This is a genomic window from Rhizobium mesosinicum (assembly GCF_019511345.1).
Classification (GTDB): Bacteria; Pseudomonadota; Alphaproteobacteria; order Rhizobiales; family Rhizobiaceae; genus Rhizobium; species Rhizobium mesosinicum.
Map to the genome: position 1 here is coordinate 464,293 of NZ_JAEUAK010000001.1, position 21,016 is coordinate 485,308.

A 21,016-nucleotide genomic window follows, 5' to 3' on the forward strand; every position below is an offset into this window, starting at 1 on the left:
GAATTCCCTGCTGAAGATGGAGGCTTGTCAGTATGTCTCACATCGTTTTTCCAAGCTGCCGTTCCTGGCGAGCGCGACAGGCGCCCGCACACCAGTCTCATTGACCACCGACCCAACGATCAGCGGAGCGCTTTCGGATACCTCGAAGAATGATAGGGCCAATCGAGCATCTTGAATAGCGACCAGCGGCTTGTCGAATGAGAGCGACCTTGCCCCAGTACGCGCCTCCGACAACGTTCGTTCTGACCAGCTTTCGTGATCGGAGAGGGCCTGTTTGAGGGGCGGCCTTAGAACTTGTAGCCAACGAACATCATGACAGATGGCTGGATTTCCTTCTGGACGATAGGGCTTTTGCGCGCGTCACCGGTCAGGATCCCGAGTTCGGCCTGGCCGCGAATGAACCAGTTCTCGGATGCCAAATAGGTGACGGACGCAGTCAGATCGACACGCTTGAAGCCCGCGCCGGCATCATAGACTCCGAGGCCAGACCTTGCTGACTGCAGCGGAGTGACGCCGAAGTAGGATTTCATGTAGTTCTTGTCCGCCCAAGTGACCGAAGCCCCCGTAGAAAAAATGAACTTCCCGGCAAAACGGGAATATTCCGCACCGAACGTGCCAGTGAGACCATCGCTGCCGCCGATGATCTTGTCGATCCCGGCACTGAGTTCGACCGGTCCGAGCTGGTAGGAAATGACGCCGCCGACCACCGCACCGGTGTCGATGTCCCCCAGCCCCTCCAGATGATCGCTGTCGTCTTCATCACGACCGAATTCGATGCCGCCCTTGGCGCTGACCTTGATGTTATCGACCTTGTAAAGATCGACGAGCAGTCCGGTCGGGCCGATGTGAACGTAATCATTGAAGAACGATGCCGAAATTAAGGGGACAGGGACGACCTTGTAGTCCTTCGACCCCTCAAATTTAGGCGTATATATCGCCCCCGCGCCAAGGACCACGTCCCAATCGTGAAGCTTGCCGCGGACGCCGGCGGGTCGGCTTGATTCTCCCGGTGTGACAGCACCCCGACCTCCGTCGTCAAAGCCATTCACATCTGTGGCTTCTGCCACGCCGCCCATTGAAAGGGGCACAGCCAGCGAAGCGGCGATAACCAGGCAGTATTTTTCACTATGAATGACAATGTTTGCTCCCGCGGCGTTTCGGTGGCGCGTCACGCTGACACCGCGGCGAAAGTGCGGGGAAATCGTTTTGGAATGGATTTTGTGTTGTTAAGAAACATTTCCGAGCGCGCTGCATGAGGAGCCGCGCTGCGGATGTTCAGGTGCCTGAACAGGCATTTCAACGCGATATCCGCGGCGCACTCAATCTGAGCAGACTGCGCGCGCAACAATTCGGCGTACACCTTAACAACACTTAAAGCCGCTCCGTAAGCGAAACAGATAGTCCCAGGCAATTGCGTCATCGACACCCGACGACGCTTGAAATCGTTGCCTGGAGAGATTCATGTTTTCCCACCTGGAACCGCTACGGAAGACGGAGCGTCCCGAAACGGCCCCCTTTCCGGGATTAGCCGCAGCCAGCGCTCGCCCATCGGTTTCGATCATCCTCCCGACCCTGAACGAGGCGGAAAACATCGACCGCACGCTCCGCGAAATCGTCGATCATATCCGGGGCCACTTCGAGTTCGAAATCATCGTGGCGGACGGCGGGTCGACGGACGGGACATGCGAGAAAGTGGCGCGCTGGCAGAAAAACCACCCGGTTTCCCTCATCGCCAATGGTCGGGCCGGTGGATTGGCCAGGGATGTTCTGTCGGCAGCCGCACAGGCGAAGTTTTCGGTCGTCGTCGTCATGGACGCCGACGGAAGCCATCCGGCTTCGTCGATCCGCCAGCTTATCGCCCCCGTCGCTTCCGGCCGCTATGACATGGCGATCGGCAGCCGCTATGTCGATGGCGGGACAACGATCGGCTGGGCCGTTCACCGCCGTGCACTTTCGCGCCTCGGTGCTGCATTTGCCGCGCTGTTCACGGATATCAAAGATCCGTTATCAGGCTTCTTTGCCATTCGCCGGCCCTGCCTGTTGGCCGCAGGCGCCCACACCGAGGGTTTCAAGATCGGACTTGAGGCCATCCATGCGGGCGGCGACCGGCTCGATATTTGCGAGATACCGATCTCGTTTTCCGAGCGGCTGCATGGCAGCTCAAAAATCGGGGCAAGCCAGTTCATTGCCTATCTCGGGCAACTGGCGCGATTTTCAGGGGCGCCAATGATTTCAGGCTCGTTTCAACGCTTTATGATCGTCGGTATTGCAGGCTTCTTCCTGGACCTTCTGGTCGTGTTTTTTCGCAGGCGCTCGGCGCAGGCATCATGGTGGCTCACGTCTCAGGCTTTTGTGTCGCAACCGTCTGCAATTATTTCGGACATTCCAGCTTCTCCTTCGTGGATCGCCCGAAGAGCGGCACGCAGTTCACGCGATTCATTGTCGTTGCGGTGATGGCGCTGGCGCTGCGCGGCGGGTTCATCGCTACAGCAGCGGAACTCGGCCTTCCAATATTGCTGGCGGTGAGTGCCGGCATCATCGGTGGCGGCGTCGTCAGTTACATCGGCAATGAGTTCTACGTCTTCCGGGGCGCTTCCGCTCCTTCGCGCCCGGCACAATGGAAGATGGCGACTGTCGGCCTCGTCGCTTACATTGTCATCATAAGGCTGCTCTATCAGGGCGTCATCGATGTCATGCCGCAGGAAGCTTATTACTGGACCTATGCTCAGCATCCGGCCTGGGGCTATCTTGACCATCCGCCGATGGTCGCGTGGGTGATCGCGTTTGGCACTATGGTCTTCGGCGACACCGAATTCGGCGTCCGCGCCGGTGCTACAATGTCCTGGCTCGTGACTGCTTATTTCATGTGCCGGCTCACGAGCGATCTCTTCGGTCGCATGTCGGCTTTCCTGGCTCTGCTTCTGTTGTCGGTGCTTCCCTTCTTTTTCGCCATTGGCGCGCTGACGACCCCGGACGCTCCCCTGACGGCGGCGTGGTCGGCAGCATTGTATTTCTTGCAGCGTGCGATCATCGCAGATTACCCGAAAGCCTGGCTCGGGGCGGGCGTCTCAATCGGCCTTGGGATGCTGTCGAAATACACGATCGCCCTGCTTGGACCTGCCGCACTCGTCTTCCTGATCGTCGATCCTCGCTCCCGGCACTGGCTTTCGACAAAATGGCCATACATCTGCGCCGTCGTAGCGACCGCCCTTTTTTCACCGGTCATCGCCTGGAATGCCAGCCACGACTGGGCCTCGTTCCAGTTTCAGGGATCCAAGCGATGGATATCCGACGAGATTAACTTTTCGACCCCGACCTTTCTCTTGTTCGTCGCAACCTTGCTCGGCCCTCTCGGTCTCCTCCTCGCCGGTGCTGCCACCGGCAGGATCCTTCGGATTTCCGTCCGAATCGATGTGCACAGAACAACCGCCTTCCTCACTGTCTTTACGGTGGTGCCCCTTGCCGTCTTTGGCGTCTTTAGCTTGGTCCATATGGTCAAAATGAACTGGACCGGTCCGGTTTGGCTGTCCTTGCTGCCGGTCATGGCCAGAATTGTCGCCACTGCGATCAAAGATGGCAGCATGCCGCGTATGGTTGCCGCCGTGAAGGTCGGTGTAGTATCGAGCACCTTGGCTTTCGCGCTGTTGCTGCACTACCTGGCACTTGGACTGCCGTTTATCGGCTATTCGAGCAGCCTTCGTGGCCTGCCGGTCGCCTGGAAGGAATTTGTTGTCGTCGCGGAGCAGATCAAAGCCAAGGTCGCTGCCGAGACAGGCTACTTGCCGATGCTTGTCGGCATGGACAGTTACAGTATCGCCAGCGAACTTGGTTTTTACCGCGGCGGACGCACGGCTCTCACAGACATCACCAGCCAGAACCTCTTCGGACAAGACGGCTTGATGTTCGGCATCTGGGGATCCGCGCGTCCATATGAAGGCAGGGTAGCGATTATGTATGGGCTGAAGGAGGAGAGCGTCGCCGAGGACGGCATTGCGGCATGGTTCGATAGTATCGGCCCGGTAGAAGCGCGCATCGTGCAAAAAAATCAAAGCGACGCAGGCCGTTTTTTCTACAGAATTGGTTATGGCCTGCGCAGCCGTCCCTTGCCTTCTGCGCAGTGATTCTCTCTGGCCTCGCGGGTGCTATTGAGAACGCCTGCTCGTTCAGGAGCGGACGGCGCAATGTCGGCCCAGTGAGCGGCATCTCTCAAGATTCGGACACATTCCGACACAACACCCGTAGAGGGCGCCGTACATGCCGGAGCGCTCAGCGGTCGCTGATTGAACGCAAAAGACCGCGGCACACAAGACTTAACATAACGAAACCCACTTTTGAAACGCGGTCTGTTAGCTTCGCGGCCGGTATCCAATAGGAAACGTCGATGAGCGGCAAGACCCCAGCGTCCAACCTGCAATCGGTTCTCGTCTATATTCCAGGCCAACGAGGATCATATTTCGCGAGCGAAGTCTTGCGAAGCGGTGGCTTCGACGTCAGCAATGCCGCAAACAGGACGGAGCTGGAGCTCGCGCTGGAACGTCTCCCGTGCAGGATCGTCGTGACGGTCACGTCGGCGATCGGGGAGGTTCGAACTCTCTGCAATCTTCCTGTTGTAAACATCCAGGCCTTTGTGCTGCCCAACCACGACCCCGCGACAGCAGATCAATCGGCTCTCTTCGACCGGGAGGCGTTCCTCAAAAGGGTTCGGAGGAACCTCGGCTCTCCTGACGCGGCATTTCCGCCCTCCTCGACGGCGCGCTTCAACTAGGCGCGGGCGGGGCTTGCTTCCCCGCATTTTTTTGCTCGGCAGACCGGCTCCCCCGCCTTAACAAATAAAAACATCTCTCCGAGTGACATCGCTGGGCCTTGCCGCGCATAGTTGACGGATTGAGCTATATGCAAGCAGTTCAGCGACGTTTGTAAATGCTAAGGCTGAAAGTCGCGATGGCTCAGCGGATAACTGATTGTGACAACAGGAAAGCGCGGAATGATACTGGCGCGATTTTTTGCGGGGTCGATCCGCAGGCAGATTGCATTACTTGCGATCGGGCCGGTGGTGCTTTTCGCGATCCTCGGGACTATCAGCGAGCATCTGACGATCAAGGAACCGGAAAGCGTCTCCCAGGCGCGGTCCGTTGCAATGCGCATAGAACTCGTGGTCGACATGTTGCGCGCAGCAGAAACAGCGGGACAGACGTCGACTATCCTCGACACGGTCACTAAAACGGGATTGCTGGTCGAAGAAGTGCCAGCCGTCGAACTGCATGGCCCTGAACAGCCGGTAGAAGAGGATGACTTCCGCCAGGAGATAAAAAACAATCTCTCGCCGACAACAGACGTCATACTTCGTTCAGGGACGGCGACGGGTCATCTGACGCAGGTGCTCGTGGTTGCGGTTGATCACGATCGTGCCCTGGCTTTCTCACCGCCGCCTGCCGTGCATGACTCGCGCATCACCGATCGCGAAATCAGTGATCTTCTGGCGACGATGGCCCTCATCGTGCCGGTCATTCTGCTGTCCCTCTACGGAAGCCGGATGATCGCCTCGCCGCTTCTTCGATTTTCTCGCGCCGCGCAGGATCTCGATCCGGACAAAGGCTCAGAGCGCCCGTTCGAGGAGATTGGCTCACTGGAAGTCAGAGCGCTCGCGAAGTCGTTGAACGACATGCGAAGCCGCATACGTGCCATGATCGATGCGCGCACGCGCATGCTGCACGCAATTAGCCACGATCTCAGAACTCCGCTGACGCGTCTGCGCCTGAGGGCCGAGCGCTCCAGCGAACCGTTGCTGCGGGACGCGCTGCTGGCCGACGTTGACGCTCTGACACTCATGGTCGAAGAGACGCTGGTCTATCTGCGAAAAGACATATCCAGAGAGAACCAGCTCAGGGCGGACCTCCCGAGCATGATCGTGACGGCTTGCAATGACTTTGCCGATATGGGGTATTCGGTGGCATATCATGGACCCGAGCGCTTCGCCTATCCGTGCAAACCTCACGCGCTGAAGCGCGCGATCGCCAATCTTATCGACAACGGCACGAAATTCGCCGGACATGTCGATGTCGAGCTTCTCGTCAAACCAGATCGTACGGTCAGCATCTGCGTCACCGACGACGGACCCGGCATTCCCGCCGAGTTCCAGGCCAACGTCCTGGAGCCTTTCTATAAATTGGATTCGGCACGGAACGACCGGGGAGGATTTGGCCTGGGATTGTCCATCGTCCAGGATATTGTTCAAGCTCATTCGGGCACGCTCACGCTGGCCAACACCGTGCCGCATGGCCTGATCGTAGAGATCGGGCTGCCGCCTATTGAACCGATCGTCTCAACTTCCCGAGAAGAGACGCGCTCGCCGGGGGCCGTGAAAGTGTGAGCGATCGCAAGTGCCGAAATATGCAAGCTTGATCAACCGTGCCTGGCTAGCGACCGAGATCAGCCATCATGCGGTCTTTCGAAGACCGGCGATCCGCTTCAAGAACAGAGGCTTGCATCGAACGAGCACATGCTCGAAACGCCTCTTAACATCACTTCATCCACTTTCGCGAAAATCTGTGGCGTAGTTGGTTTCGTCCACTTGGAACCACCGATGATGACCAGAAAACCGGCCTCGGATAGGTCGTCGATACGTCTCCCTAAGAACTGGCTTCGCACCCGGTTTTCTTTTTCGATCGTCAAGCGAGAGACGATCAGCTTCGCAATATGCGCTCTCGTGCTTTTCCTGGCCGGGGCGAGCTGCATCCAGTTCGCGTTTCTTGCAACACTTTGCACAGGCTCGTGTCTTGCGTCGCTCGGCAGCTGGGATCGTCGGGGAACCAGCCGAAAACGGCGGGCGGCTGCCAACGATTATCTCTCGGCCTGTTTGGCCACGGCACTCTTCCTTGCCCCATGGTGTTATGTCGTCATCGTGGCCCTGGGGGATGTTTTCGGTTCCCATACCGTAATCCTGCGAAGCATTGGCTCTTCGTAAACGTCGCGTCCACCGCAACATCTTGTATCGAGCGTCCAAACGCTTGGCGCGGGTTCTGACGAGAGATCGCCCACATCTCTTAACAAGACTTTATCCACTTTTACCTGGCTGCGTGCCGTAGTCGCGTCCTGTCATTGGGAACAGCGATCATGGCCAACAAAGACCCGAGTGTGAAAGTGAAGCAGATTCAGCAATTTCAGGCGGGTGGCGATTATTCAGCCGATCGCGTGCCACTCGCAACAAAACGCATCCTGCATGTGCTGTTTGCGTCCGAACTTGCGGGATCGGAGCGATACTGCATCGATCTCGCAAACGGGCAAGCCGCACTGGGGCACGAGGTTCACCTTGTCGTACCGCGCGGCCTCCCGGTCGCCGAGCTCGTCAACCGACAGGTCGTGCTTCACCGTTTCACCATGCCGTTTCTGCGGTGCAGGCGCCTGCGACGGCTGATTGCAGCGGCAGGCATCGACACCGCGCATGGTCATCTAAGCTCCGGCTGCAAGGCGCTTGCGACTGTTCCTGATACCGTCACCAGAGTTGCCACTTTGCATGTCGGGTTCAAAGCCAAGCAGCACGCGCGGCTCGACGGGGTGATTTGTGTGAACCGGGCACAGTTGCCGCGCCTCGGCGCCTATACCGGCCATGCGGGTCTGGTTTGGAACTGGTTGCCGGAGGTCAAGCATGGCAAGGCTCTCGACCTGCGCTCCGAGTTGAACATCCCGCCTGGAACCAGGCTCGTCGGTGCGGTCGGTCGCCTTCATCCGAGCAAAGGAAACGACGTTCTGATATCGGCCTTTGTGCGGGCCGCACCTGCAGACGCTGCCCTGGTGATCGCAGGCGAAGGACCGCAGCGCCCAGCGTTGGAAAAGCTTGCAAAGGGCGACAGCCGCATCCATCTGCTCGGCCATTGCAAGAATGTGCCGGGGTTCCTGCGCAATCTGGATCTCTTCGTCTCGCCGTCACGAGAGGAATCGGCGGGGCTTGCCATTCTCGAGGCGATGCATGAGGGGCTGCCGATCATCGCCACGGCGACAGAGGGACCGTCAGAATATCTGCGCAAACATCCGGTGCGCTTCGTCGAGCCGGGTTCTGTCGAAAATCTGTCGGAAGCTCTGGCGGATGCGCTTGGATCCGATGGCGATAACCGTTTGGCGCGTATGGACTACGACATGGAGCCTTTCTCCCGGGCTGCAGGCGTTGCCAAGGTGCTGCAATTTTACATCGAGGTTGCGGCATCGCGACGCGACGCACGTCGCCGCGATGCCGGGCAATCGCACCACATCGACTGAGGCTCAGGTTGATGGCGATGATGACGCCGGTGCATGCGTAGTGATCGAGGAATGGCCTGCCGCCGGCGTCCCGCTCTCAACGCGTTGTATTTTGCGCCGAGCTCATCGAAAGCAGAGCCGGCCAACATCCGCCATCATAGGGTATTAAAAACAAATCGTGGAAAAGCGGTCCGATGCCGTCTACAAGTCTGTGGAATGAATGCAAAAGAGACAGAAGGTAAGCCATGAACGTTAAAACACCGAACGCGATTGATACCTATGTCGGCATGCGCATGCGCAGGCGCAGACAGCTTCTCGGCATGAGCCAGGAGCGGCTCGCCGAACAGATTGGCGTTACCTTCCAGCAGGTTCAGAAATACGAAAAGGGCATCAATCGCATCGGCGCAAGCCGCCTGCAGAAGATCGCCGATGTGCTGCGCACCTCGCCGGCTTTCTTTTTCGAGCAGGATGATTGGGAAGCGCCGAGCCTTGCAGGCCTTGATTTGTCTGCCCCTGTCGACCCGGTCGCAGAATTTCTGCGGTCGAAGGAAGGCCTCGTCCTCAACAGGGCCTTCATGAAGATCGAGGACCGACGCATTCGCGAGACGGTCATCTCGCTCGTCAAGGCGATGGCGCAGGCCGAAAGCGACGACGTTCCGCGGAACGCGTTGAGAATGGACGAACAGGAATCCCGCACAGAGTAAAGTGAATGCGGGCAATACTGTCCGATGTCCTCACATATGAAGAGCGTTCCCCAGGGCTTTCAGCGCCGCTTCCATGACCGCTTCGCTGCGCGTCGGATGCGCATGGATCGTGCCGGCGATATCTTCCAGCCGCGCGCCCATTTCGATCGCAAGCGCGAAGGCGGCCGAAAGTTCGGAGACCTCGGCGCCCACCGCCTGCAGGCCGAGGACGAGATTGGTGTCGGCCCGCGCCACCACCCGCACGAATCCCTCCTCAGCGAGCATGGTCATCGCCCGTCCATTGGCGCTGAAGGGAAACTGGCCGGTCCTGATATCATAGCCCTGGGCGCGTGCTTCTGACGGGGACAGGCCGGCGCTGACGATTTCCGGATCGGTAAAGCAGATCGCCGGAATGCAGCGCTTGTCCCAGGCGCGCTTCTTTCCGGCAACGATTTCCGCCACCATTTCCCCCTGCGCCATGGCCCGATGCGCCAGCATAGGCTCGCCGGTAACGTCACCGATGGCATAGATGCCGCGCATGGATGTGCGGCAGCGATCGTCGATCCTGAGAAAAGGACCGACGCGGTCGAGATCGAGCTCTTCGAGGCCTGAGCCTGCCGTCCTCGGACGGCGGCCGACGGTCACCAGAATACGGTCTGCGGCAAGCACCTGTTGCCGGCCGTCAGGCGTTTCGACGACAAGTCCGTCGCCAGCATCGGAAAGGCCGACAGCCTTCGCCCCGGTCAAGACGCGGATGCCGCGCTCGGTCATCTTGCGCATGACGGGCCGCACGAGATCGGCATCATATTGCGGCAGCACCTGCTGCGTCGCCTCGACCACCGCTACCTGTGACCCCATCTTCGCAAAAGCTGTCCCAAGTTCCAGCCCGATATAACCGCCGCCGACCACGACGAGATTCTTCGGCAATTCGCCCAAAGACAGTGCCTCGGTCGAAGAAATAACACGGCCGCCGAAAGGCAGGTTCGGGAGTTCCACGGCATCGGAGCCCGTGGCAATGACGACGGTCTCGGCACGAATGATCTGCTGGCCGATTTCCGTCTCAACCTCGACAGTCTTGCCGTCGCGAAAACGAGCGCGGCCGTGGACGATCTTCACGCGCGCCTTCTGTAACAGGCCGGAGACGCCACTCGTCAGCCGACCGACGATGCCGTCCTTCCAGGTGATCGTTCTCGCGAAGTCGATGGAGGCACCCTCGACACGGATGCCCATCGGGTTTTTGCCCGCCAGCATGCTTTGCGCAGCATCGAATTCCTCTGCCGCATGAATAAGCGCCTTGGAGGGAATGCAGCCGACCGTCAGGCAGGTGCCACCGGGCTTGCCGGCCTCGACGATGACGGTATCGATCCCAAGCTGGCCGGCACGCATGGCGCAGACATAACCACCGGGGCCGGCGCCGATGACGAGGAGCTTGCAGACAATCTCTTTCATGGCTCAGCCTTCGATGAAAATGAGCGCCGGCGTTTCGAGCAGCGTGCGAATACGCTGCACGAAGGTTGCCGCATCCCAACCGTCGATGATGCGGTGGTCGAAGCTGGAGGAGAGGTTCATCATCTTTCGCGGCACAAATTGTGTGCCGTCCCAGACCGGCCGTGTCGCGATCTTGTTGACGCCAATGATCGCCACTTCGGGATGGTTGATGACGGGCGTAGAGACGATGCCGCCGAGCGCCCCGAGCGAGCTGATGGTGATGGTCGAGCCTGACAGTTCGTCACGCGTTGCGGTGCCCGAACGTGCCGCTTCCGCCAGCCGGCCCATTTCAACTGCGCAATCGAAGATGCCCCGCGCTTCGGCATGGCGCACCACAGGCACGGTGAGCCCCGCCGGCGTCTGCGTGGCAACGCCGATATGCACGGCGCTATGGCGCGTGATGATGCCGGCATCATCATCGAAGGTGGCGTTGACATCGGGCTGATCGGAAATCGCCTTGACGAGCGCCCGCATGAGGAAGGGCAAAACCGTCAGCTTGGGATGCCCGGCCTTGCGGTCGGCATTCATGGTGGCGCGCAGTTCCTCGAGCGCCGTCATATCCACCTCCTCCACATAGGTAATGTGGGGAATACGTGAGGTCGAAAGCACCATCTTTTCGGCAATACGGCGGCGAAGACCGGTCAGTTTGATCTCCTCGGTCGCCGTCTTCTTTGCCAGGCCGGTACGCGCCGGAGCGGGCGCCAAACCCTGGTTCAGGAACTGTTCGATATCTTCGCGCAGGATACGGCCGGCCGGCCCCGTGCCCTGCACCTGCCTGAGGTCCACGCCGCTCTCGCGGGCAAACAGACGTACCGATGGCGCAGCGAGTGGCCTTTCGGCCGGCGGAACTGCCGGCGGCAGTGCCTTCCGAACGGGTTTCGGAGCTTCTGCTTGCACCGGCTCAACGGGCTGCGGCTGAGAAACGGCCTCGGGTTCCGCCTCTCCGGTCGCCGCTGCCGTCTCAATGCGCACCAGCGGCGCCTTGACGGCAATCCGATCGCCGATATTACCGGCAAGCCAAGTCACCGTGCCGTTAACGGGCGAGGGAATTTCGACGGTCGCCTTGTCGGTCATGACGGCGGCGATCACCATGTCCTCGCGCACCGGATCGCCTGTCTTCACATGCCATTCGACAACTTCTGCCTCGGCGACACCTTCGCCGACATCGGGCATCTTGACGATGAATTCGCCCATGGCTCAGGCCTCCATCACTTCGGCAAGCGCGCGTCCGACGCGGCCGGGTCCCGGGAAATAATCCCACTCCTGCGCATGCGGATAGGGCGTATCCCAGCCGGCGACGCGTACGACCGGGGCTTCCAGATGATAAAAGCAATGTTCCTGAACCAGCGACACGATCTCGGCGCCGAAACCCGATGTCAGGGTCGCTTCATGCACGACGACGCACCGCCCGGTCTTGGTGACGGATTTGACGATCGTATCGAGGTCGAGCGGCAAAAGGCTGCGGAGATCGATTACTTCCGCATCGATGCCGGCATCCTCGGCGGCGGCGAGCGCCACATGCACCATCGTGCCATAGGCAACGACCGTGACGGCCGAACCCGTGCGCCGCACTTCGGCCTTGCCGATCGGGATCGTAAAATGCCCCTCCGGTACCTCACCGAGTTCGTGCTTCGACCATGGCGTCACCGGCCGCTCGTGATGGCCATCGAAAGGTCCGTTATAAAGCCGCTTCGGCTCCAGGAACATGACAGGATCGGGATCCTCAATCGCTGATATCAGCAGGCCCTTGGCATCATAGGGGTTGGACGGCACCACCACCTTCAGGCCGCAGACATGGGTAAACAGCGCCTCCGGGCTCTGGCTGTGTGTCTGGCCGCCGAAGATACCGCCGCCGGTCGGCATGCGCACCACGATCGGGCAGGTGAAATCGCCGTTTGAGCGGTAGCGGATACGCGCCGCCTCCTGCGTTAGCTGGTCGTAGGCCGGATACATATAGTCAGCGAACTGGATCTCGACGCAGGGCTTGAGCCCATAAGCCGCCATGCCGATCGCCGTGCCGACAATGCCGGATTCGCTGATCGGCGTGTCGAAGCAGCGCGTCTTTCCGTATTTTGCCTGCAAGCCCTGCGTACAGCGGAAGACGCCGCCGAAGTAGCCGACGTCTTCACCGAAGACCACGACATTGTCGTCGCGCGCCATCGAGACATCCATGGCGCTGCGCACGGCCTCGATCATTGTCATCCGGGCCATATCAATACCCCGCCTTCTGCCGCTGGCGACGGATATGCGGCGGCATCTCGGCGTAGACGCCCTCGAAGATATCTCGCACCGAGGGCTTGCCGCCATCGTGCAACGTGCCGTGCTGTTCGGCCTGCCGCTGCGCCTCGATCACCTCGTCCATGATCTCGGCCTCAGCCTGTGTGTGGCGCTCCTCCGACCAGACGCCCCTGACGATCAGATGTTTCTTCAGCCGCAAGACGGGATCGCCGAGCGGCCAGGCTTCCGATTCCGTCTTCGGGCGATAGGCGCTTGGATCATCGGAGGTCGAATGGGCGCCGACGCGATAGGTGACGTATTCGATCAGCGTGGGGCCGAGATTGCGTCGTGCCCGCTCCGCCGCCCAGCGGGCGACCGCATGGACGGCGAGATAGTCATTGCCGTCGACGCGCAGCGCCGGAATGCCGAAGCCGAGGCCACGGGCGGCGAACGTGCCGGATCCGCCGCGGGCAATGCCCTGGAAGGTGGAAATCGCCCATTGATTGTTGACGATGTTGAGGATCACAGGCGCCTTGTAGGTGGAGGCGAAAACCAGAGCCGAATGAAAATCCGATTCCGCCGTCGAACCGTCGCCGATCCAGGCGGCCGCAATGCGGCTATCGTTTTTGATCGCCGAGGCCATCGCCCAGCCGACCGCCTGCACATATTGCGTGGCGAGATTGCCCGAGATCGTGAAGAAGCCGTGTTCCTTGGACGAGTACATGATGGGCAATTGCCGGCCGTGCAGCGGATCGCTCTCGTTCGAATAGATCTGGTTCATCATCTCGACCATCGAATAGTCGTCGGCGATCAGGAGGCCGGCCTGGCGATAGGTCGGGAAATTCATGTCTCCCTTCCGCAGCGCTTTACGGAAGGCGCAGCTGACCGCCTCTTCGCCGAGATGTTGCATATAAAAGGACGTCTTCCCCTGCCGCTGCGCCATCAGCATGCGGGCATCGAAGGCTCGCAGCTTCATCATGTTGCGAAGCCCGGTCAGCAGTTCCTCATCACTCGATGAGCCAGCCCACGGACCGACGGCCTCGCCGTCGCGGTTGAGTACGCGGATGATCGAATACGCGAGCTCGCGGATCTCCTCAGACGCGACGTCGACCGCCGGCCGTGGCACGGATCCGGCCTTGGCGATCTTGACGTTGGAAAAATCGGGGCGGCCGCCCGGGCGGACGGCGGGTTCGGGGACGTGCAGGCTCAAACTCGCAGATTCCACCATATGGTCTTTTTCCTCCCTTTTATCGGCCCCGCTCCTCTCCTCCAGAAGCCGGGCCTCATTGTTATAGGTTGCGGGCAATTACCATGCGCTGCACGTCGCTTGTTCCCTCATAGATCTGGCAGATGCGCACATCGCGGTAGATGCGTTCGACCGGATAATCGGCCATATAGCCATAGCCGCCGTGGATCTGGATCGCGTCGGAACAGACGCGTTCAGCCATTTCCGAAGCGAAGAGCTTGGCCATCGACGCTTCCGACAGACAAGGTTGCCCGGCCTCCCTCAGCGAGGCCGCATGGAAAACGAGCTGGCGCGCCGCCTCAATCCTGGTCGCCATGTCGGCGAGCCGGAAGGCGACGGCTTGATGTTCGGCAATCGGCTTGCCGAAGGCGCTGCGTTCGCGGGCGTAGTCGCGCGCCGCCTCGAAGGCAGCCTTCGCCATTCCGACGGCCTGGGCCGCAATGCCAATCCGTCCACCTTCGAGATTGGCAAGCGCGATCCGGTAGCCCTCACCCTCCTCGCCGAGCCTGAGCTCGGCCGGAATGCGCATGCCGGTGAAGGCAATCTGGCAGGTGTCTGAGGAATGGAGTCCAAGTTTTTCCTCAACGCGGATAACCTCATAACCAGGCGTATCCGTCGGCACGATGAAGGCGGTGATGCCCTTTTTGCCGGCATCTGGATCGGTGACGGCGAAGACGATGATGACCTGCCCGTTCTTGCCGGAGGTGATGAACTGCTTGGCGCCATCGAGCACATAGTCATCGCCGTCGCGCCGCGCTCGTGTCTTCAGGTTCGAGGCATCGGAACCGGCTTGCGGCTCGGTCAGCGCAAAACCGCCGATCCATTCGCCGCTGGCAAGCTTCGGCAGGAAGCGCTGGCGCTGCCCCTCATTGCCGAATTTCAGGATCGGCACACATCCGACCGAACTGTGCACGCTCATGATCGTCGAGCACGGCCCATCACCGGCGGCGATCTCCTCAAGTGCTGCGGCATAGGCGATGACGCCCGTATCTGATCCGCCATAGGCCTCCGGCACCAGCATGCCGAGCAGCCCAAGCTCGCCCATTTCCTTCAATTCTTCGCGGGGAAAGAGAGATTCCCTATCGCGTTTCGCCGCGCCCGGCGCCAGCCTTTCCTGAGCGAAGTCGCGGGCGAGATCGCGGATCTGCTGCTGAAGTTCGGAAAGGATCATCGGCTCCCCTTCCCTAGTGCCGCTCGATGGCGACGGCGGTTGCCTCGCCGCCACCGATGCAAAGTGCGGCCATACCGCGCTTCAGGTCATAGCGTTCCAGTGCCGACAGCAGCGTCACCAAAATACGCGCACCGGACGCACCGATCGGATGGCCGAGCGCACAAGCGCCGCCATGCACATTGACCCTGTCATGCGGCAGGTCGAGGTCGCGCATCGCGGCCATGGCCACGACGGCGAAGGCCTCGTTGATCTCGAAGAGATCGACCTCGGAGAGCCGCAGGCCGGCGCGATCCGAGAGCTTCTGTAAAGCGCCGATCGGTGCGGTGGCGAAGAGATTGGGTGCCTGCGAATGCGTGGCATGACCGAGGATGGTGGCAAGCGGCCTCAGATGGCGGCGATCCGCCTCCGAGCGGCGCATCAGAACGAGCGCGGCAGCACCATCGGAAATCGAACTGGAATTGGCGGCCGTCACCGTACCGCCGTCACGAAAGGCCGGCTTCAGGGTCGGGATCTTGTCAGGCTTCGCCTTACCCGGCTGTTCGTCGCGGCTCGCAACCTGCTCGGCCTTGCCGGACTTCACCGTAACGGGCACAATTTCGCTGTCAAAATAGCCTTCGGCAATCGCCTTCTGCGCCCGCGTCAGCGAGGTCATCGCATAGGCATCCTGCGCCTCACGCGTAAACTGATAGGCTTCGGCGCAATCCTCCGCGAAGCTGCCCATCAAGCGCCCCTTGTCATACGCATCCTCCAGCCCGTCGAGGAACATATGGTCCACGACCCGCCCATGGCCGAGCCTGTAACCCGCACGGGCACGATCAAGGAGATAGGGCGCATTCGTCATGCTTTCCATGCCACCTGCGACCGCCACCGAAGCGCTTTCCGCCGCCATGAGGTCATGGACCATCATGACCGCCTTCATGCCGGAGCCGCACATCTTGTTGACGGTGCTTGCGCCTGTCGCAAAGGGCAGCCCGGCATGGATCGCCGCCTGACGGGCCGGCGCCTGACCTTGTCCTGCCGGCAATACACAGCCGAAAACGACCTCCTCGATTGCGTCAGCGGCGACACCGCTGCGCTCGAGTGCTGCGCGGATTGCAGCTGCGCCAAGCTCAGGGGCCGCGGCATCCTTGAGTTCACCCTGAAAACTGCCGATCGGCGTACGGGCTGCACCGACGATGACGATAGGATCCTGCAGGGTCATGTTTCCTCCTTCGGGCCAGGCGCTCAGCGCGCGCCCATGCGCAATGCGCCGTCGAGGCGGATGACCTCGCCGTTCAGCATGCTGTTTTCCAGGATATGACGCACCAGCGCGGCAAACTCCGCCGGATGCCCAAGACGCGGTGGGAAAGGCACGCTCTTGCCGAGCGCCTCCCGGACCTCCGTCGGCATGCCGGCCATCATCGGCGTTTCGAATATGCCGGGGGCGATCGACACAGTGCGGATGCCGTGACGCGCAAGCTCGCGGGCGATCGGAAGCGTCATTGCGGCGACACCGCCCTTGGAGGCAGAGTAGGCTGCCTGACCGATCTGCCCGTCGAAGGCGGCGGCCGAAGCCGTATTGACGATCACACCCCGCTCGCCCTCGGCATCCGGTTGCGCAGCCTGGATAGCGGCGGCGGCAAGCCGGATCATGTTGAAGGTGCCGATGAGATTGATGCCGATCGTGCGGGCAAAGCTCTCCAGCCGGTGCGGGCCGTCACGCCCGATCACCTTTTCGGCCGGCGCCACGCCGGCGCAGTTGATAAGTCCACGAAGTGGGCCAAAAGCATCCGCGGCCGTGGCAATCACCGCCGCACCGTCCTCTTCATCGGTCACGTCGGCCTTGATGAAGCGCGCATCCTGTCCCAGCTCATGGGCGATCGCCTCGCCTGCTTCGAAATTAAGATCGGCGATCGTCACACGCCCCCCGGCATCGACAAGCATGCGTGCAGTCGCCGCTCCGAGCCCTGAGCCGCCACCGGTAACGATGAAACTTGCGCCGCGGATTTGCACGGATCGCTCCTCCCTGCCCGGCAGACATCTCCTCCAGAGTCTGCCCGAACAAGGATTCTATTCTCTCGCCCTATTGCAAGCGATGACAGAATTGCCCCATTATTTCGGCCAGTTTTGCCATATTGGTTAGCGGAGTGAAGCAGCGATGGCCGAAATCGAGCGACGTATGATCGCACCGGGTTTCGTCGAGGAAGCGCTCGACAGCCTGCGCCGCCTTGGGAAGCCGACGGCGCCTCTTCTGACCGAGCTCGGCCTGCCGCAGCGGATCGATCTACCGGTTTCAGCTGAAGCCTATGGCGCGCTGTGGCTGGCGATCGCCGCTGAACTCGACGACGAATTCTTCGGCATGGGCGCCCGACCAATGCGCAGCGGCAGTTTCACCCTGCTCTGCCATTGCGTGTTGCATGCGCCGACACTCGGCCACGCCCTGCGGCGAGCCTTGCGTTTCCTCGACGTAGTGCTGGACGATCCGCGTGGCACGCTCGTCGCCCGCGACGGGCTGGCTCAGATCGAGCTTCGCGACGCAGGCGAGCCGCGCTCGGCCTTCGCCTATCGTACCTACTGGATCATCCTGCACGGCATCATCTGCTGGCTTGTCGGCCGGCGCATCCCGATCCGGCTCGTCGATTTTCGCTGCGCAGAACCTGGCCAGGGTGCCGACTACCGGCTCTTCTTCGGCGCACCGGTACGCTTCTCGCAGCCGATCAGCCGGCTCGGCTTCGACAGCGCCCTGCTCGATCTGCCGATTTCGCGCAGCGAACAGGCGTTGAAGCAGTTCCTGCGGGGGGCGCCCGCCAATATCCTCGTGCGCTATCGCTATGATGCCGGGATCGCTGCCGCCGTGCGCCGTCGTCTCTCGCAGACCTCTCCCGCCGCCTGGTCGAGCTTTGAAACGCTCGCCAAGGACATGCGCATGCCGTCTTCGACACTCAGGCATCGCCTGCATGACGAGGGCCAGAGCTATGCCGGCATCAAGGACGATATCCGCCGAGATCTCGCGGTCAACATGCTTTTGAATACGTCGAAGACCATCGGCGAGATCGCCGTGCAGCTCGGCTATTCCGAACCGAGCGCCTTCTTTCGCGCTTTTCGGAAATGGGTGGGCAAGAGCCCCGATGCCTTCCGCCGGGAGGAGGCGAAATCGGCACAGTGGGAATAGGCTTCGTGGGAGCGGAGCTTTGAAGCGGCAGCAACCCGCGCTACATATTGTAGCGGGAGGAATGCCATGTTTGATTTTTCGCTGGGCGAAACCGCGGACGCGATCCGCGAGGCGACGGCGCGATTTGCCGCCGATACGATTGCTCCGCTCGCAGCGGAGATCGATGAAAGCAATACGTTTCCACGCCAGCTCTGGCCACAGATGGGCGCGCTTGGCCTGCACGGGATCACCGTGGAAGAAGAATTCGGCGGTGCCGGTCTCGGCTATCTCGAACATGTCGTTGCCATGGAGGAGATTTCGCGTGCCTCGGCTTCCGTGGGCTTGAGCTACGGCGCTCATTCCAATCTCTGCGTGAACCAAATCCGCCGCTGGGCCACAGCGGAACAGAAGCGACGCTATTTGCCAAAGCTGATTTCCGGCGAACATGTCGGGTCGCTTGCCATGTCCGAAGCCGGCTCCGGCTCGGATGTCGTTTCCATGCGGCTCAAGGCCGAGCGCAAGGGTGATCGCTACATCCTCAATGGCACGAAGTTTTGGATTACCAATGCGCCGCATGCCGATGTGCTCGTCGTCTACGCCAAAACCGATCCGACGGCTGGACCGAAAGGCATTTCGGCCTTCATCATCGAAAAGGGCATGCCTGGCTTCAGTGTTTCGAAGAAGCTTTCCAAGCTGGGCATGCGCGGCAGCGATACGGCGGAACTGGTCTTTCAGGATTGCGAGGTGCCGGCAGAAGCACTGATGGGCCGCGAAGGCGACGGCGTGAAGATCCTGATGTCCGGCCTCGACTATGAGCGTGCCGTGCTCGCCGCCGGTCCGCTTGGCATCATGCAGGCCTGCCTCGACGTGGTGCTGCCCTATGTGAGGGAGCGCAAGCAGTTCGGCAAGTCGATCGGCGACTTCCAGCTGATGCAGGGCAAGATCGCCGATATGTATGTCGCGCTGAATTCATCACGCGCCTACGTCTATTCCGTCGCTCGTGCCTGCGATGCCGGCCGCACGACCCGCTCGGATGCGGCCGCCGCCATCCTTTTTGCCAGCGAAAATGCCGTGAAAGTGTCGCTGGAGGCGATCCAGGCGCTCGGGGGCGCGGGATATACCAAGGAGTGGCCTGTCGAACGCTTCCTGCGCGATGCCAAGCTTTACGACATCGGCGCAGGGACCAACGAGATCCGCCGTTATCTGATCGGCCGGGAGCTCATCGCATCATGACGGTGATTACCTCGGCAATCGATCGCGACAGCGAGACCTTCAAAGCCAATAGCATCAAGAACAAGGGACTGATCGATGAGCTCTACGACCGCTCGGCCAGGACCCGCAAGGGCGGTTCGCAAGCAGCCCGCGAGCGCCATACGAGCAAGGGTAAGCTCCTGCCGCGCGACCGCATCCAGCTGCTGCTCGATGCCGGCAGTCCCTTCCTGGAGATCGGCACGCTGGCGGCGAACGGCATGTATAATGATGAGGCACCGGGTGCCGGCATCATCACCGGTATCGGCCGCGTTTGCGGCCGCGAAGTGATGATCGTCGCCAATGATGCGACGGTGAAGGGTGGAGCCTATTTTCCTCTCACGGTCAAGAAACATCTGCGGGCACAGGAAATCGCCATGCAGAACCGGCTGCCCTGTATCTACCTTGTCGACAGTGGCGGCGCCAATCTCCCGCATCAGGCCGAGGTTTTTCCCGACCGCGATCATTTCGGGGCGATCTTCTACAATCAGGCGCAGATGTCAGCCGAAGGCATTCCACAGATCGCCTGCGTGATGGGAAGCTGCACAGCGGGCGGCGCCTATGTGCCTGCCATGTCTGACGAAACGGTCATTGTGCGTAATCAGGGTACGATCTTCCTTGCCGGCCCGCCTCTGGTAAAGGCCGCAACAGGCGAGATCATTTCAGCCGAGGAGCTCGGCGGCGCCGAGACCCATGGCCGCCGCTCCGGTGTCGTCGATCACGTCGCCGAAAATGACGAGCACGCGCTGCTTCTCGTGCGCGATATCGTCGCCAATCTCAACAGCGTGAAATCAGTCGACATCGACATTCAGTCCCCTCGCGCACCCAAGCTCGATCCCGAAGATCTCAACGGCATTATCCCCGAGGATGTGCGCTCGCCTTATGACGTTCGCGAGGTCATCGGCCGCATCGTCGATGGTTCCGAGCTGCATGAATTCAAGCCGCTCTATGGCGGGACCCTGGTTTGCGGTTTTGCCCGTATCTGGGGCATGCCGGTCGCCATCATCGCCAATAACGGTGTGCTGTTTTCCGAAAGCGCGCTGAAGGGTGCGCATTTCATTGAGCTTGCCTGCCAACGCCGCGTGCCACTGCTGTTTCTGCAGAACATATCAGGTTTCATGGTCGGCGGCCGTTACGAGGCGGGCGGCATTGCCAAGGACGGGGCAAAACTCGTCACCGCGGTTGCGACTGCCACCGTACCCAAGGTCACTGTCATCATTGGCGGCAGTTTCGGCGCCGGCAATTACGGCATGTGCGGCCGCGCCTATCGCCCACGTTTTCTCTTCACCTGGCCGAACAGCCGCATCAGCGTGATGGGCGGCGAGCAGGCAGCCTCCGTGCTTGCCACCATCCGCCGCGATGCGATGGAGGCGCGCGGCGAAAGCTGGCCGGTCGAAGATGAAGAAGCCTTCAAGGCGCCGATCCGCGCCAGCTACGAGGCCGAGGGCAATCCCTACTACGCCACCGCGCGTCTCTGGGACGACGGCATCATCGATCCGCGCCAGACGCGCGACGTGCTCGGCCTTGCCTTTTCCGCCTGCCTGAATGCGCCGATCCCCAAAGGGCCGCGCTTCGGCGTCTTCCGGATGTGAGGTGGCGCG

General features: G+C 60.9%; 17 protein-coding genes and 1 pseudogene. 9 read left to right on the forward strand and 9 right to left on the reverse strand.

Annotated elements, in window-relative coordinates:
* Positions 1-287: 287 nt before the first annotated feature.
* Complete coding sequence (locus tag JNB85_RS02155; protein WP_220333090.1) at positions 288-1,076, reverse strand: MipA/OmpV family protein; 789 nt, start codon at positions 1,074-1,076, stop codon at positions 288-290.
* Between the two features lie 385 nt (positions 1,077-1,461).
* Here JNB85_RS02155 and JNB85_RS30905 point away from each other — a divergent pair.
* From JNB85_RS30905 to JNB85_RS02170, 4 genes and pseudogenes are all read left to right on the forward strand, one after another.
* Positions 1,462-2,064, forward strand: a pseudogene (locus JNB85_RS30905) (glycosyltransferase); the annotation flags it as partial.
* A 263-nt stretch (positions 2,065-2,327) separates the two neighbouring features.
* Entirely contained in the window at positions 2,328-4,121 is a 1,794-nt protein-coding gene (locus JNB85_RS02160) for a glycosyltransferase family 39 protein (protein WP_220332745.1), read from the forward strand.
* 260 nt (positions 4,122-4,381) lie between these two features.
* A complete protein-coding gene (locus tag JNB85_RS02165) occupies positions 4,382-4,765 on the forward strand; it encodes a hypothetical protein (protein WP_220332746.1) in 384 nt (127 codons plus the stop codon).
* Positions 4,766-4,984: 219 nt separating this feature from the next.
* The gene (locus JNB85_RS02170; RefSeq protein WP_220332747.1) at positions 4,985-6,370 is read left to right on the forward strand and encodes an ATP-binding protein; all 1,386 of its coding nucleotides are present in this window, start codon (positions 4,985-4,987) and stop codon (positions 6,368-6,370) included.
* Positions 6,371-6,468: 98 nt separating this feature from the next.
* Here the strand turns inward: JNB85_RS02170 and JNB85_RS02175 are convergent, their stop codons facing one another.
* A complete protein-coding gene (locus tag JNB85_RS02175) occupies positions 6,469-6,837 on the reverse strand; it encodes a hypothetical protein (protein WP_220332748.1) in 369 nt (122 codons plus the stop codon).
* A 276-nt stretch (positions 6,838-7,113) separates the two neighbouring features.
* Between JNB85_RS02175 and JNB85_RS02180 the strand changes: the two genes are divergently transcribed.
* Positions 7,114-8,253: a glycosyltransferase gene (locus JNB85_RS02180; protein ID WP_223216401.1), complete on the forward strand. Its 1,140-nt coding sequence runs from the start codon at positions 7,114-7,116 to the stop codon at positions 8,251-8,253.
* A gap of 224 nt (positions 8,254-8,477) precedes the next feature.
* Positions 8,478-8,936: a helix-turn-helix domain-containing protein gene (locus JNB85_RS02185; RefSeq protein WP_183826891.1), complete on the forward strand. Its 459-nt coding sequence runs from the start codon at positions 8,478-8,480 to the stop codon at positions 8,934-8,936.
* Between the two features lie 30 nt (positions 8,937-8,966).
* Here the strand turns inward: JNB85_RS02185 and lpdA are convergent, their stop codons facing one another.
* From lpdA to JNB85_RS02220, 7 genes are all read right to left on the reverse strand, one after another.
* Positions 8,967-10,364 carry a dihydrolipoyl dehydrogenase gene (gene lpdA, locus JNB85_RS02190; protein ID WP_220332749.1) on the reverse strand — a complete coding sequence of 466 codons (1,398 nt, stop codon included), beginning with the start codon at positions 10,362-10,364 and terminating at the stop codon, positions 8,967-8,969.
* Between the two features lie 3 nt (positions 10,365-10,367).
* Positions 10,368-11,597, reverse strand: coding sequence for a dihydrolipoamide acetyltransferase family protein (locus JNB85_RS02195; RefSeq protein ID WP_220332750.1), 1,230 nt, complete (start codon positions 11,595-11,597; stop codon positions 10,368-10,370).
* Positions 11,598-11,600: 3 nt separating this feature from the next.
* Complete coding sequence (locus JNB85_RS02200; RefSeq protein ID WP_220332751.1) at positions 11,601-12,614, reverse strand: alpha-ketoacid dehydrogenase subunit beta; 1,014 nt, start codon at positions 12,612-12,614, stop codon at positions 11,601-11,603.
* A gap of 1 nt (position 12,615) precedes the next feature.
* Positions 12,616-13,848, reverse strand: a complete 1,233-nt coding sequence (locus JNB85_RS02205) for a thiamine pyrophosphate-dependent enzyme (protein ID WP_220332752.1) — start codon at positions 13,846-13,848, stop codon at positions 12,616-12,618.
* A 61-nt stretch (positions 13,849-13,909) separates the two neighbouring features.
* Positions 13,910-15,037, reverse strand: a complete 1,128-nt coding sequence (locus tag JNB85_RS02210; protein ID WP_220332753.1) for an acyl-CoA dehydrogenase family protein — start codon at positions 15,035-15,037, stop codon at positions 13,910-13,912.
* 13 nt (positions 15,038-15,050) lie between these two features.
* Positions 15,051-16,238 (reverse strand): acetyl-CoA C-acyltransferase, encoded by a 1,188-nt coding sequence (locus JNB85_RS02215; RefSeq protein WP_220332754.1) that lies wholly within the window; start codon positions 16,236-16,238, stop codon positions 15,051-15,053.
* A 23-nt stretch (positions 16,239-16,261) separates the two neighbouring features.
* Positions 16,262-17,029, reverse strand: coding sequence for a 3-hydroxyacyl-CoA dehydrogenase (locus JNB85_RS02220; protein WP_220332755.1), 768 nt, complete (start codon positions 17,027-17,029; stop codon positions 16,262-16,264).
* Between the two features lie 145 nt (positions 17,030-17,174).
* Here JNB85_RS02220 and JNB85_RS02225 point away from each other — a divergent pair, with 145 nt between their 5' ends.
* From JNB85_RS02225 to JNB85_RS02235, 3 genes are all read left to right on the forward strand, one after another.
* Positions 17,175-18,188, forward strand: a complete 1,014-nt coding sequence (locus JNB85_RS02225; RefSeq protein ID WP_220332756.1) for an AraC family transcriptional regulator — start codon at positions 17,175-17,177, stop codon at positions 18,186-18,188.
* A 66-nt stretch (positions 18,189-18,254) separates the two neighbouring features.
* Entirely contained in the window at positions 18,255-19,400 is a 1,146-nt protein-coding gene (locus tag JNB85_RS02230) for an isovaleryl-CoA dehydrogenase (protein WP_220332757.1), read from the forward strand.
* Complete coding sequence (locus JNB85_RS02235; RefSeq protein WP_220332758.1) at positions 19,397-21,007, forward strand: carboxyl transferase domain-containing protein; 1,611 nt, start codon at positions 19,397-19,399, stop codon at positions 21,005-21,007. The genes JNB85_RS02230 and JNB85_RS02235 overlap by 4 nt, the downstream gene beginning before the upstream one ends.
* Positions 21,008-21,016 lie beyond the last annotated feature (9 nt).